Origin of the sequence: Duganella dendranthematis (genome assembly GCF_012849375.1) — a bacterium.
In the GTDB taxonomy this organism is placed as follows: domain Bacteria; phylum Pseudomonadota; class Gammaproteobacteria; order Burkholderiales; family Burkholderiaceae_D; genus Rugamonas; species Rugamonas dendranthematis.
In genome coordinates this window covers 4701225-4713827 of sequence record NZ_CP051684.1, presented here as the reverse complement: position 1 = coordinate 4713827, position 12603 = coordinate 4701225, and the positions used below count along the sequence as shown (strand labels likewise).

General features: G+C 62.2%; 15 protein-coding genes. 11 read left to right on the top strand and 4 right to left on the bottom strand.

All coding sequences use genetic code 11. The annotated features are described in order from the left end of the window. The first annotated feature begins 2 nt into the window (after positions 1–2). Genes HH213_RS21680 through HH213_RS21670 form a run of 3 tightly spaced genes read left to right on the top strand, consistent with a single transcriptional unit; the run spans position 3 to position 2179 of the window. On the top strand, positions 3–560 hold the full coding sequence (locus HH213_RS21680; protein ID WP_169113610.1) for an RNA polymerase sigma factor: 558 nt from the start codon (positions 3–5) through the stop codon (positions 558–560). Positions 561–575: 15 nt separating this feature from the next. Beyond that, positions 576–935 (top strand): hypothetical protein, encoded by a 360-nt coding sequence (locus tag HH213_RS21675; protein ID WP_371875680.1) that lies wholly within the window; start codon positions 576–578, stop codon positions 933–935. Beyond that, a complete protein-coding gene (locus tag HH213_RS21670; RefSeq protein WP_110848459.1) occupies positions 932–2179 on the top strand; it encodes an MFS transporter in 1248 nt (415 codons plus the stop codon). The genes HH213_RS21675 and HH213_RS21670 overlap by 4 nt, the downstream gene beginning before the upstream one ends. Here the strand turns inward: HH213_RS21670 and HH213_RS21665 are convergent. Further along, positions 2172–2936 (bottom strand): substrate-binding periplasmic protein, encoded by a 765-nt coding sequence (locus HH213_RS21665; protein ID WP_169113609.1) that lies wholly within the window; start codon positions 2934–2936, stop codon positions 2172–2174. The two genes, HH213_RS21670 and HH213_RS21665, sit on opposite strands and share 8 nt — an antisense overlap. A gap of 98 nt (positions 2937–3034) precedes the next feature. Between HH213_RS21665 and HH213_RS21660 the strand changes: the two genes are divergently transcribed. From HH213_RS21660 to HH213_RS21650, 3 genes are all read left to right on the top strand, one after another. Beyond that, positions 3035–3226 (top strand): hypothetical protein, encoded by a 192-nt coding sequence (locus tag HH213_RS21660; RefSeq protein ID WP_169109992.1) that lies wholly within the window; start codon positions 3035–3037, stop codon positions 3224–3226. A 174-nt stretch (positions 3227–3400) separates the two neighbouring features. After that, complete coding sequence (locus HH213_RS21655) at positions 3401–4123, top strand: sensor histidine kinase (protein ID WP_169113608.1); 723 nt, start codon at positions 3401–3403, stop codon at positions 4121–4123. 17 nt (positions 4124–4140) lie between these two features. Continuing rightward, positions 4141–5055: a LysR family transcriptional regulator gene (locus HH213_RS21650; RefSeq protein ID WP_169113607.1), complete on the top strand. Its 915-nt coding sequence runs from the start codon at positions 4141–4143 to the stop codon at positions 5053–5055. Between the two features lie 47 nt (positions 5056–5102). Here the strand turns inward: HH213_RS21650 and HH213_RS21645 are convergent, their stop codons facing one another. Together HH213_RS21645 and HH213_RS21640 are read right to left on the bottom strand one after the other, a co-directional pair. Continuing rightward, positions 5103–5351: a DUF3297 family protein gene (locus tag HH213_RS21645; protein ID WP_169113606.1), complete on the bottom strand. Its 249-nt coding sequence runs from the start codon at positions 5349–5351 to the stop codon at positions 5103–5105. A gap of 12 nt (positions 5352–5363) precedes the next feature. Beyond that, positions 5364–6569, bottom strand: coding sequence for a cation:proton antiporter (locus HH213_RS21640; protein WP_169113605.1), 1206 nt, complete (start codon positions 6567–6569; stop codon positions 5364–5366). Between the two features lie 112 nt (positions 6570–6681). On the opposite strand from HH213_RS21640, the gene HH213_RS21635 reads away from it, so the two are divergent. The 5 genes from HH213_RS21635 (at position 6682) to HH213_RS21615 (ending at position 12166) form a co-directional block, all read left to right on the top strand. Then, entirely contained in the window at positions 6682–7131 is a 450-nt protein-coding gene (locus HH213_RS21635) for a MarR family winged helix-turn-helix transcriptional regulator (protein WP_174864423.1), read from the top strand. Further along, the gene (locus HH213_RS21630) at positions 7128–8450 is read left to right on the top strand and encodes an MFS transporter (RefSeq protein ID WP_169113604.1); all 1323 of its coding nucleotides are present in this window, start codon (positions 7128–7130) and stop codon (positions 8448–8450) included. Before HH213_RS21635 ends, HH213_RS21630 begins: the two co-directional genes overlap by 4 nt. A gap of 10 nt (positions 8451–8460) precedes the next feature. Next, positions 8461–9423, top strand: coding sequence for a LysR substrate-binding domain-containing protein (locus tag HH213_RS21625; RefSeq protein WP_169113603.1), 963 nt, complete (start codon positions 8461–8463; stop codon positions 9421–9423). 130 nt (positions 9424–9553) lie between these two features. Continuing rightward, entirely contained in the window at positions 9554–10849 is a 1296-nt protein-coding gene (locus HH213_RS21620; protein ID WP_110848467.1) for a Glu/Leu/Phe/Val family dehydrogenase, read from the top strand. An 84-nt stretch (positions 10850–10933) separates the two neighbouring features. Beyond that, positions 10934–12166 (top strand): malic enzyme-like NAD(P)-binding protein, encoded by a 1233-nt coding sequence (locus HH213_RS21615; RefSeq protein WP_169113602.1) that lies wholly within the window; start codon positions 10934–10936, stop codon positions 12164–12166. Here HH213_RS21615 and HH213_RS21610 read toward each other — a convergent pair whose 3' ends face one another. Further along, positions 12167–12574: a nuclear transport factor 2 family protein gene (locus HH213_RS21610; RefSeq protein ID WP_169113601.1), complete on the bottom strand. Its 408-nt coding sequence runs from the start codon at positions 12572–12574 to the stop codon at positions 12167–12169. Positions 12575–12603 lie beyond the last annotated feature (29 nt).

Sequence of the window (12603 nt, the reverse complement as noted above, 5' to 3'; positions counted from 1 at the left end):
CTATGACCGCACCACCAACAATAACCGAGCAAGATCAGGCCATCACCGCGACCGTGTTGCGCGAGCGTTCGCGCTTGTGGCACTTCATCCGCCGCCGCGTGGCCGACCAGACCGACGCCGACGATATCCTGCAAGACGTGTTCTACGAGTTTACCCAGGCTTACCACCTGCCGGAACCAATCGAACAGGTCAGCGCCTGGCTGTTCCGGGTGGCGCGCAACCGCATCATCGACCGCTTTCGCAAGAAAAAGGAAGTCGCCCTGGACGACCTGGGCAACGGCGACGAGGACGAGGACTGCCGCCTCGACCTGATGCTGCCCTCCCCTGACGGCGGCCCGGAAGCGGCCTACACCCGCGCCATGCTGCTGGAAGAACTGCAGCGCGCGCTGGAAGCCTTGCCCGTCAACCAGCGCGATGTGTTCATCGCCCACGAGCTGGACGGCATCAGTTTCAAGGAGATGGCGGCGGAGACCGGCGTCTCGATCAACACTTTATTGGCCCGCAAGCGCTACGCCGTGCTGTACCTGCGCCAGCGCCTGCAAGCCCTGTACGACGAATGAAAGGAGTACCACCAAATGCGTCACGAAAATATGAGCTACAAGAAATTCAAACTGATTAAAGGCCTGTGGATACTGGCCGGCGCCGCTGCGCTGGGCGCCATTGTCATGTGGTTGTGGAATTGCCTGATCCCGACCATCTTCCCCGGCGCCAATGCCGTCAACTATTGGCAGGCCTTGGGATTGCTGCTACTCTGCCGCATCCTGTTTGGCGGCTTTCGCGGCCATCACCGCGACTGGCATGAAAAGCGCGAACACTGGCAGCGCTGGCAAGCCATGACGCCGGAAGAACGCAGCCAGTTCTTCCAGCAGCGCGAACAGTTCTTCAAGCACCGCGCGCCGTTCTGCCGCCCATCCGAAAAGAAAGATAACGAATGAAGAAAACGCCTGCGCCGCCGTTCAGCGGCTACCAGAAAATCGTCGTGGCCATGCTGGCCTTCCTGCAATTCGCGGTGATCCTCGACTTCATGATCATGTCGCCGCTGGGCGCGCTGATCATGCCGGACCTGCACATCAGCCCGGCGCAATTTGGCCTGGTGGTGTCGGCCTACGCCTTCTCCGCCGGCCTGTCCGGCCTGCTGACGGCCGGTTTCGCCGACCGCTACGACCGCAAGAAACTGCTGCTGTTCTTCTATTCCGGCTTCATTATCGGCACCGTCTGGTGCGGCCTGGCGCCGACCTACGAGAGCCTGCTGGCGGCGCGCATCTTCACCGGCCTGTTCGGCGGCGTGATCGGCTCCATCGTGCTGGCCATTTCGACCGACCTGTTCCCGCCGCAAATGCGCGGTCGCGTCATGGGCCTGATCCAGACCGCGTTTGCCGCCAGCCAGGTGCTGGGCATCCCGGTCGGCATCTACCTGTCCAACCAGTGGAACTGGCATGTGCCGTTCATCGCCATGGCAGCGTTCGGGCTGGCCGGCGGTCTGGTGGTGGCGTGGAAAATGCAGCCGGTCAACGCCCACCTCGGCAAACCGCAGGAGCACAGCGCTTTCATGCACCTGTTCCACACGGTGACGGAAAAGCGCTACCTGCTGGCATTCGCCATCACCGCCCTGCTGACCACCGGCGGCTTCATGCTGATGCCGTTCAGCAGCGCCTATATTGTCAACAATATGGGCATCGATCTGCATCACCTGCCGACCGTGTACCTGATCACCGGCGTGTGCACCATCTTCATCGGCCCGATGATCGGCCGCGCCGCGGACGCCTTTGGCAAGTTCCGCGTGTTCCTGTTCGGCACCGGGTTGTCGATCGCCATGGTGCTGATCTACACCCATCTGGGCCGGGTGCCGCTGTGGATGCTGGTGGTGGTCAACACCATGATGTTCGTCGGTATCTTCTCGCGCATGATTCCGTTCCAGGCGCTGTCGTCAACGGTGCCGGTGCAGACCCAGCGCGGTTCGTACAACGCCATCAGCGCATCGATCCAGCAACTGGCCGGCGGCCTGGCGTCGGTGGTGTCCGGCCACATCGTCACCCAAGGGGCGGACGGCCGCTTGCAGCACTTCGACACGGTCGGTTACGTGGTGGTCGGCACGTCGCTGGTCGCCGGCGCCCTGCTGTGGCGACTGAACCGCAACCTGGCGGCGCCGGCCGCACCAGTCGCTCCCGCCGCTATTTGACAGGCGTTACGCCATACTTGTCGGCGCTCTGCCGCATGGCGTCGCTGTTGCGCAGTTGGACAAACGCCTGCCGCAAGCGCTGCACCGTGGCGACCGGCGTTCCCAGGCTGGCCGCCACATAGTAGCCACTGATCTCGGGCATCTGCATGCCGCGCTCCAGCAGCGCGCATGACACATTGGCCCGCTGGCACACGCCTTCGATCGACAACTCCGTCGCCACCATCAAGTCGACCCGTCCGGCGATCAGCTTTTGCAAGCTGAACACATCCTTGGCCGACAGGTCGGCCGTCAGACCCAGCTGGTGCAGCTGCTCCTCGACCACATCGCCGCGATTAGCGGCAATGCGATACGGTTTCAAATCGGCCAGTGCGTGAATCTGAATGTCCTGACGCGCCGCCAGTTTGTACAGGTAGACATTGCGTGGTGCAATCGCCGCGATCCACTGGAACTGGTTTTCCCGTTGCGGCGTACGGACGATGCTGTAAATCAGCACATTGGGACGCGCCGTGGCCATTTGCAACGCCCGCGCCCAGGGATAGATCTGGATGCTGTAGTCGATGCCCGCGCGCGCCAGCGCGGCACGCACGACTTCGGTCGAATAGCCGCTGACCTCGCCGCTTTCCACATAGCTGTACGGGGCAAATTCTTCGGTCACCACGGTCAACGGCGTCCCAGCGACGGCGCACGTCGCCACGCCACCGACGATCATCGTCGCCAGGCCGCGTAGCCATTTGTCCAAAATGTTAATAAAAACCATTTTTATTTCCACATGGAATCATTTTCTATTATAATATTTTCAGTAGGCAACTATCGTACCACCCACCAACCTTATCAGATTCAAAAGGGAGAAAGTGCATGAATTCCAGAAATATGGATGCCGCCTGTCTGCGCGCCCTGCGCCGCCGCGGTCACTCCGACGCCAGTATCGCTGCGATGACGCCGGAGGAGGCATTTTGTGAGTACTGCGCGTATCACGGAATCATGAACCTGGTGCCGGCCACGCTGCAAATGCTGGACAAGCTGCGCGGCAACCCGGCGACCCACTAAGCCGCCTCGCGCCACCAGCGTCAAGGGCCGAGTCCTGTCTCGCACAGGCCTCGGCCCTTTGTTTTGGCGCGTCAGCCGCGATAAGCCACTCTTATCGCGCAGATAATTATTTCTAATTGGAAAGCGCAATCTATTCTGCGTAGAATCCGCGCGATCCAACTGAGTAAGCATCGCATGCGCAATCGCAAGGTCTTCATGACGCCGGACAAGCTCACGGAACTGATGTTCAGCGAGCGGCAACGCGAACGCAATCGCATCGCCCGCATTCTGCATGACGACTTCCTCCAGCAGTGTCACATGATCGTGCTGGCCTTGCAAAGCCCTGCGGCCGATCTGCAGGCGATCGCCGAGAAAACCGGCGCGGCCATGAGCCTGGGCAGGGATTTGATTTATGAACTACGCCAGGCCAATACATCCGCGTCATTGAAAATGCGGATCGACGCCCTGGCGCTCGCGGTCTGCGAACCGGCCGGCCTGCGCTTTCAGTCGCGTCTATCGGCCGCGCTGTCGTCCCAGGCCAACGGCTTTGCCGACGAACTGTTCATGTGCCTCGCCGAAGCGATCCGCAACGCCGTGCGGCATGCCGGCGCCAGCCGCATTTCCATCACCGAAGAATGGCAGGCGGCGCAGGCCATTATCCGCGTCACCGACGACGGCTGCGGCATTCCGGCCAACGTGTTGCGCCAGCCACAGTTGCGTACACACTTCGGCCTGCACGGCATGCGCGAACGCGCCGCCGGCCTCGGCGCCCGCTTCAGCATCAGCAGCGACAGCGGTTCCGGCACCACCGTGGCGTTTCGCTTCGGCGCGCCGTGGTGGCGACCCCAAGCAGCCTCTGCGCCAGATTCATCGCGTAGAATGGGTAGCTACGCTCAGCGCAAAGGTTTAAAAAAATGAAGGCCTCAGAACTGAGAATGTATCAAAACTTTTTAATCCTGAGCCAGGAGCTGCACTTCGGCCGGGCGGCGGACCTGGCGTCGATTACGCAGCCGGCGCTGAGCCAGCAAATTGCGCGGCTGGAGGAAAACCTCGGCGTCAAACTGTTTATCCGCGACCAGCGCCAGCTGGCGCTGACGCCGGCGGGCATCGTCTTCCGCGACGGCATCGCCAAAATCATCAGCAATCTCGACCAGCTGGCGCAGCGCACCGCCGCCGCCGGTGGCGAGGAGAACATGGCGATTGCCATTGGCATCACCGAATACGCCAGCCTGCCGGTGCTGGCGGGGGCGATGAGCCAGCTTCAACATGCCTATCCCAGCGCGCGGCTGCAGCGCCAGGAGATCCTCAACCAGCAGCAAGGCACCGCCCTGATGCGCGCGCAAATCGATGTCGGGATTGGCGTGGTGCTGCGCGGCGCGGACGCCGCCCTGCCCCATTGCGCCGAGGTCAGCAGCCGCCTGGTGGCGGCATCGCCATGGGCCTTGCTGCTGCCCGAGACGCACCGCTGGGCCGGCATGCAGCAGCTCCCGCTCAGCAGCCTGGCGGAAGAAAACATCATCGTGTTCGCCCGCGAAGTCAATCCACCCGTGTACGACGGCCTGGTCGAGACATGCCGGGTGGCCGGCGTGACACCGAATTTCGTGTTCGCGGCCACGCAGTCGCTGTTCGGCATCCAGCTGGCCAAAGACGGCATGGGCCTGATGCTGGGCACCTCGTTTGTGCTGGGCGCGCCGCCGGCCGGCATGCGCGCGGTGCGGCTGGAGGGACTGCCGCCGCTGGCCATGATGCTGAACTGGCGCAGCGACGAATGCCGGCCGGTCGTCAAAGTGTTCCTGGAACTGCTGCTGGCGTCGGCCAGCCGCTACGACGAGCCGCAAGCCACAATGTAAAAAGCCGCCGTGGCGAACCAGGCGGCTTTTCTGACGCAGGCCGGTGCTTAGCGGTAGAACGCTTCGACCGTGCCTTTCAGCTTGATCAGCATCGGGTTGCCGAAACGGTCCAGCGACTTACCTGCTGGAACCTTGATCCAGCCTTCGCTGATGCAGTATTCATCGACATCCATGCGTTCTTTGCCGTTGAACCTGATGCCAACATCGTGTTCAAACACGGCGGCGACGTGGAATTTGCTGCGAGGATCAATCGACAGACGATCCGGCAGTGGAGGGAGTTGAGTAGTATCGTTCATCCCCATATTATATCAGCTGGTTTTGAAGATCAGCTGCGCCACGCGCTGCAATTTTGGATAGACCATCGGCACCGTCAGCATGGTGCTGCCGATCGCCATCAACAGCAGCGCGGTGAAGGTCTCGCTGGTGATGATCTGTTTGTCCAGCAGAATATTGACGAAAATGATCATAATCAGCGCTTTCGTTTGCAGCAGCCAGCCGATGATCGACGCCTCGCCCGGTCCCCACTTGAGGATCTTGCCGGCCAGGTGGATGCCAGCCAGCTTGCCCGACACCGACGCCACCAGCAGCACCAGCGCCACCAGGAACACCGCCGAGCCGCCCATCGCCCAGTTGGTGCGCAGGCCAGTACTGAGGAAGAACACCGGCATCACCGCCATCAGCACATTAGCGCGCAGGAAGTCCATCTTTTCCTGGTTAAACCACTCGGCATCCATCACCGCACCGGCCAGGAAGGCGCCGACCATGAAATGCAAACCGGCCCAGTCCGCCGCCAGCGCGCACACCGCCAGCCAGATGAACGAAATGTACCAGCGGTCGCGCTCCGGAATGCGCACCATCAGCATACGGAACAGTTTGGTTGCCACCGCGAACACTAGCAGGAAGCCAGCCTGGCGGCCGACCCGGTCCCAGTCCAGCAGGATCACCGCCAGCACGCCCCAGATGGCGATGTCGTCCAGACTGGCGTAGCGCAAAATCCGCTGGCCGATCGGCTGGCGCAGGATCTCCAGTTTTTCCATCAGCAGGATCAGGATCGGCAGCGCGGTCACGGCGCAGGCCATGCCGACGCCCAGCACGAACTGCCAGTCATGCGCCTTCGGCCCCATCCAGCCGGCGTAGCCGACCAGTCCCAGCGCGGCGACGCAGCCGAACAGCAGCGGCGTGCCCAGCGCCAGGCCGGCGGTAATGGTGCTTTCGCGGCGGTGCTCCCAGGCTTTTTTCAGATCCAGCTCGATGCCCGCGATCATCACGAAAATCATCACCGCCCACCAGGCGATGCCGTTGAGCGACTGCACCACTTGCGGATTGAACACGAAAGAATAGTACTCGGGAAAGGCGCGTCCCATCACGCCAGGCCCCAGCAGGATGCCGGCAATAATCTGCACCACCACCAGCGGCGCATAGTAGTCCGTGCCGCCCAGGCGCCAGATCAGATAAGGCACGCTGAAAATAATTGTCATCGCGATCAGGAAGATCTCGGTGGTACCCATGTGCATTGCTGTCCCCAGTTGGTGTAATTTTCTTACAGTTTAACGACTCCGGAATAAAAACTATACAATACTTGCTTACTCAAGTATTATTCAAGCATAACTCAACAAGGAAGCAACTATGGATACGCCAATCAGCCCCAGCCTGGAATTCACTTTGCGCCTGGCCCGCGCCCAAGCCACCCTGGTCCGCCGCCTCGACCAGGTGCTGGGCGGCTACCACGGCATCAGCTTCAGCGACTTCATGCTGCTGCATTATCTGAGCCGCGCACCCGGTGGCCGCCTGCGCCGCGTCGACCTGGCCGAGCGCCAGGGCCTGACCGCGTCCGGTGTCACCCGCACCCTGCTGCCGCTGGAGAAAATCGGCCTGGTCGAACGCCAGCAAGACCCGCGGGACGCCCGCGTGGCCTACGCCGCCATCACCGACACCGGCCGCGAACTGCTGAACAACGCCGTCACCGTGGTCGACCAGATCAGCAAAGACCTGCTGCGCAGCTGCCCGCCGTCGCAGTTTGGTGACTTGAGCAACGCGCTGGCCTTGATCGCCGGCATGAACGCCTCCAACTCATGAACGCGCTCAAGCAAAACACCAACTTCAAGTGGCTGATGCGCGGCGGCGTAATCTCCGCGCTGGGCGACCAGTTGACCATGATCGCCCTGCCCTGGCTGGTGCTCAAGCTGACCGGCGACACGCTGGCACTGGGACTGGTGATCGCGCTGATGAGCATTCCGCGCGCAGTCTTCATTCTGGTGGGCGGCGCACTGGTGGACCGTTACTCGCCCAAGCGCGTGCTGATGCTGACCAAGTACGTCAACGCCGTGCTGCTTGCGCTGCTGACGCTACTGGTGATGAATATCGCCTCGGCGCCGACCGTGGCGCTAAGTTCATCACTGTCGCTGACGGTCGCCATCTCGCCGCACCTGGCGCTGCAGCTGATTTACGCGCTGGCTTTGGGACTGGGTCTGGCGCAGGCGTTCGCCATGCCATCCGGGATGTCGATCCTGCCGCTGGCCATCCCCGCCGACCATCTGCAAGCCGCCAACGGGATGATGATGGGCATCCGCCAGGTCACCATGCTGATCGGCCCCTTGCTGGCGGCCGGCCTGCTGGCCTTTGCCGGCGATGGCAACGGCGGCGTAAGCAACGCGCGCGGCCTCTCGCTGGCATTCGGCTTCGACTGCCTGAGCTACCTGGTGTCAGCATGGACGCTGGCCAAGGTGACGCTGCAGCCAGCCGTCGCAACGTCGTCAACCGCCGATGCCAAGCCGCAGTCGGTCCTGCGCTCGGTCGGTGAAGGCTTGCGCATGGTGTGGGACGATGAGCCGATGCGCCTGTGCTTCATCTACTGGGGCACGGTGTCGCTGTTCATCGGCGGCGCGATGCAGGTGGCGCTGCCGGTGCTGGCCAGCCAGCTGCAGGGCGCCTCCGCCCTGGGCCTGATCATGGGCGCGCACGGCGCCGGCACGCTACTCGGCATGGGCGCCTCGGCCAAGCTTGGTGCGCGGCTGCGCTTCGCTAGCTTCGGCGCGATGATACTGACGGCCGACGCCATCGCCGGCGTGCTACTGGCGCCACTCGGCATGGTGCATGCGGTGTGGCAGGCGGCCTTGCTGATGCTGACCCTCGGCCTGCTGACCGGCTATATGCAGATCAAGGTCTTCACCTGGATCCAGCAACGCGTACCCCAGCAGATGATGGGCCGCGCCATGAGCATCTTCATGTTCATCTTTATGGGACTGGCGCCGCTGTCGGCCGCTGCCACCGGATGGATACTGACGCTGGTCTCGCTGTCGCAATTGTTCCTCGGCGGTGGCATCATACTGGTGCTGTTCGCGGCCGGCGCTTATTTGTTCACGCCGATCCGCAGCATCGCATCGACGACACCGTAAAGGACTTTGCATGGAAACCAAATGGCTGGAAGACTTCATCTCGCTGGTCGAGACCAATAACTTCAGCCGCTCGGCGGCGCTGCGCCACGTAACGCAGCCCGCCTTCTCCCGCCGCATCCAGTCGCTGGAAAACTGGTTGGGCACAGACCTGATCGACCGCACTTCCTACCCGACGCGTTTGACGCCGGCAGGCGTGGTGTTCTACGAGCAGGCGCTGGAGATGCTATCCAAGATCAACGGCGCGCGCGAGCTACTGCGCTCCAAGCGCGCCGCCGCGCAGACCAGCATCGATCTGGCGGTGCCGCACACGCTGTCGCTGACCTTCGTGCCGAAGTGGCTGACCGGTTTGGAGCAGGATTTCGCGCCGATCCGCAGCCGCCTGATGGCGCTCAACGTCCACGACGCGGTGCTGCAACTGGTGGAAGGCGGCTGCGATCTGCTGCTGTGCTATCACCATCCGCGCCAGCCGGTGCAGCTGGACCCCGGCCGCTACGACATGCTGGTGCTGGGCCGCGAATCGCTGCGCGCCTACGCCCGCTGCGACAAGAACAAGGTGCCGGAATTTACGCTGCCCGGCACCAAGCGCGCGCCGCTGCCCTTCCTCTCCTACACCAACAACGCTTATCTGGGACGCATGGTGGAGCTGATCCTCAACGACGCCAAGACGCCGCTGCACCTTGAGCCGCATTACGAAACCGACATGGCCGAAGGCCTGAAGATGATGGCGCTGGAAGGCCGCGGCGTCGCCTTCCTACCGGAATCCGCTGTCACGCGTGAGCTCAAACAAAAGCAGCTGGCGCGCGCCGACGGTGACACCTCGGACTGGGAAATCGAAATGGAAATCCGCCTGTACCGCGAACGCGCATCCGCGCAGCGGCGCGGCAAACCGATCGTCGACCGACTGTGGGAATTCCTCGAAATGCGGCAGAACGGCGGCCGCAAAAAACCCCGTACACCAGTATCCGAAAGATAACTATGCATCTTTTGCATAGCTAAATGCGCATACAGCATTGGCCGCCTCAAAAGCCCAGGCGTAGGATTCGTGCCACTTGAGCACCGCCACAAGCGGCGCTCAGCAAACGAATTCATTGGGAGCCTTGAGCATGACCTCTGTACCAGCACAACACGCACTGCCTTCGTACCTCAACGCCGAAGATCTCGGTCCATGGGGTGTCTATCTGCAGCAAATCGACCGCGTTACCCCGCACCTCGGTAGCCTGTCGCGTTGGGTCGAAACCCTCAAGCGCCCCAAGCGCATTCTGACCGTCGACGTGCCGATCGAGCGCGATGACGGCAGCATTGCGCACTACGAAGGCTATCGCGTGCAGCACAATATGTCGCGTGGTCCAGGCAAGGGCGGCGTGCGCTTCCACCAGGACGTGACCCTGTCCGAAGTGATGGCCCTGTCGGCGTGGATGACCGTGAAAAACGCGGCCGTCAACGTGCCATACGGCGGCGCCAAAGGCGGCATCCGTGTCGATCCTAAAACCCTGTCGCGTGGTGAACTGCAGCGCCTGACCCGCCGCTACACCAGCGAAATCAGCCTGATTATCGGCCCTAACAAAGACATCCCGGCGCCCGACGTCAACACCAACGAACAAGTGATGGCGTGGATGATGGACTCCTACGCCATGATCGAAGGCAACCTGTCGACCGGCGTCGTGACCGGCAAGCCAATCTCGCTGGGCGGCTCGCTGGGTCGCCGCGAAGCGACCGGCCGCGGCGTGTTCGTGGTGGGCCGTGAAGCCGCCGTCAAACGTGGCGTGGCGATTGCCGGCGCCCGTGTCGCCGTGCAGGGCTTCGGCAATGTCGGCGGTGTAGCCGCGACCATGTTTGCGGAAGCCGGCGCCAAAGTCATCGCCGTGCAGGATCACACCGCGACAGTGGTGCATCAAGGCGGCCTGGATATCGCCCGTCTGCACCACCACGTGGCCGAAACCGGCGGCGTCGCCGGCTTCCCTGGCGCCGAAGCGCAGCTGACGCGTGACGCTTTCTGGGACGTGGAATCGGACATCCTGATTCCAGCCGCACTGGAACAGCAGATTACTGCCGCTAACGCGCCGCGTATTCGCACCAAAATCATTCTGGAAGGCGCCAACGGCCCGACCACGCCGGAAGCGGACGACATCCTGACCGACAAAGATGTGCTGATCGTTCCAGACGTGCTGGCCAACGCCGGCGGCGTAACCGTGTCATACTTCGAATGGGTGCAGGATTTCTCCAGCTTCTTCTGGAGCGAAGATGAAATTAATGCACGCCTTACCCGCATCATGCAGGATGCATTCAATGCAGTATGGGCCGTTGCGCAGGACAAGAAAGTCACGCTGCGAACCGCCACCTTCATCCTCGCTTGCACCCGAGTGCTGCAAGCCCGTGAAGTTCGTGGCCTCTACCCATAAACACTGAATCCCCAGCAGTTTGCGCCTGTACCTGCCCTTAGGCTCGTACGGGCGTTTTTCGCTTTACAAGGACTACAAAACAATATGACCACGATAGAACAAAAGGCACTCGCCTATCACCGTGCCGGCAGCGCTGGCAAAATCGCCATCGAAATCACCAAAAGCGTCAGCACCCAGGAAGACCTGGCGCTGGCTTACTCGCCCGGCGTGGCCGCGCCATGCGTCGAGATCAAGCGCGATCCGACCAAGGCTTACGAATACACCGCCAAGGGCAATCTGGTCGGCGTCATCACCAACGGCAGCGCGGTGCTTGGCCTGGGTAACATCGGCGCACTGGCCGGCAAGCCGGTGATGGAAGGTAAAGTCGTGCTGTTCAAGAAGTTCGCCGGCATCGACGCCTTCGACATCGAAATCGACGAAAGCGATCCGGATAAGCTGGTGGACATCATCGCCGCCCTGCATCCGACCTTCGGCGGCATCAACCTGGAAGACATCAAGGCGCCTGAGTGCTTCTACATCGAGCGCAAGCTGCGTGAGCGCTTGTCGATTCCAGTCTTCCACGACGACCAGCATGGCACCGCCATCGTGGTTGGCGCCGGCATGCTGAACGCGATCGAAATGACCGGCCGCGATATCGCTACCGTGAAAATCGTCTGCTCCGGCGCTGGCGCCGCAGCCGTGGCCTGCCTGGAGCTGCTGGTGGACCTGGGTGCGCAACGCAAGAACATCTTCGTCTGCGACAGCAAAGGCGTGCTGACCACCGCGCGCAATCTGGACGGCGAAAAAGCCGCTTGGGCGCAGGACACCAGCGCCACCACGCTGTCGGACGTGATGCACGACGCCGACGTATTCCTCGGCGTATCCGGTCCTGGCGTGCTGTCGCAGGCCGACATCCAGAACATGAAGGCACATCCTATCGTCTTCACGCTGGCCAATCCGGAGCCGGAATTGCGTCCGGAACTGGTGCGCGAAGTGGCGCCGGATGCGATCATCGCCACCGGCCGTTCCGACTATCCGAACCAGATCAACAACGCGCTGTGCTTCCCTTACCTTTTCCGCGCCGCGCTGGATTCAGGCGCCACCACCATCAACCAGGAAATGAAGCGTGCCTGCGTTGTGGCGCTGGCCGACATGGCACGCAGCGATGCGCGCTTCAGCAAGGACTACATCGTTCCAGGCCTGCTGGACCCGCGCCTGCTGATCGGCGTCACGCCGAAGATCGCCACCGCCGCCTGGCGCAGCGGCGTCGCCCGCAAGCAGCTGGTTGAGCTGGAATATGCGGACGACCTGAAAGACCTGGCGGAATCGCTGCTGTAATCAGTTTTTGGGCGGGCGGATGCCAGTGTACTGCGCTGACACCAGCAGCCACTTACCGTCCTTGAGCTGCGCCACATAACCGGCGCGCATCGCAAAGGTGCGCGCCGTTTCGCCCGCGCCCATGGTGTAGGATAGCCGTGTGTAGATCACAGCGCTGTCGCCGAACACGCGCACCAACGGTTCATCGATTTTCAGTTGCGGGCTGGGACGCTTCTGCTCCGGCGCATAGAACGACAACATCTTCTCGCGCGGATCGACCTCGCCGACCGGCGAAATCTCCACATAATTTTCGGCGGTGATCGCCTTCAGCGTGGCCACATCGAAGCTGCCTTGCGCCTCCGCGTGACGCTTGACCAGCGCCGTCAACTCGTCGTCCACCGGCGCGGCAATCGCAGTACCGGAAGCCATTACCAGCAAACACTTCAAAACAAATCGAG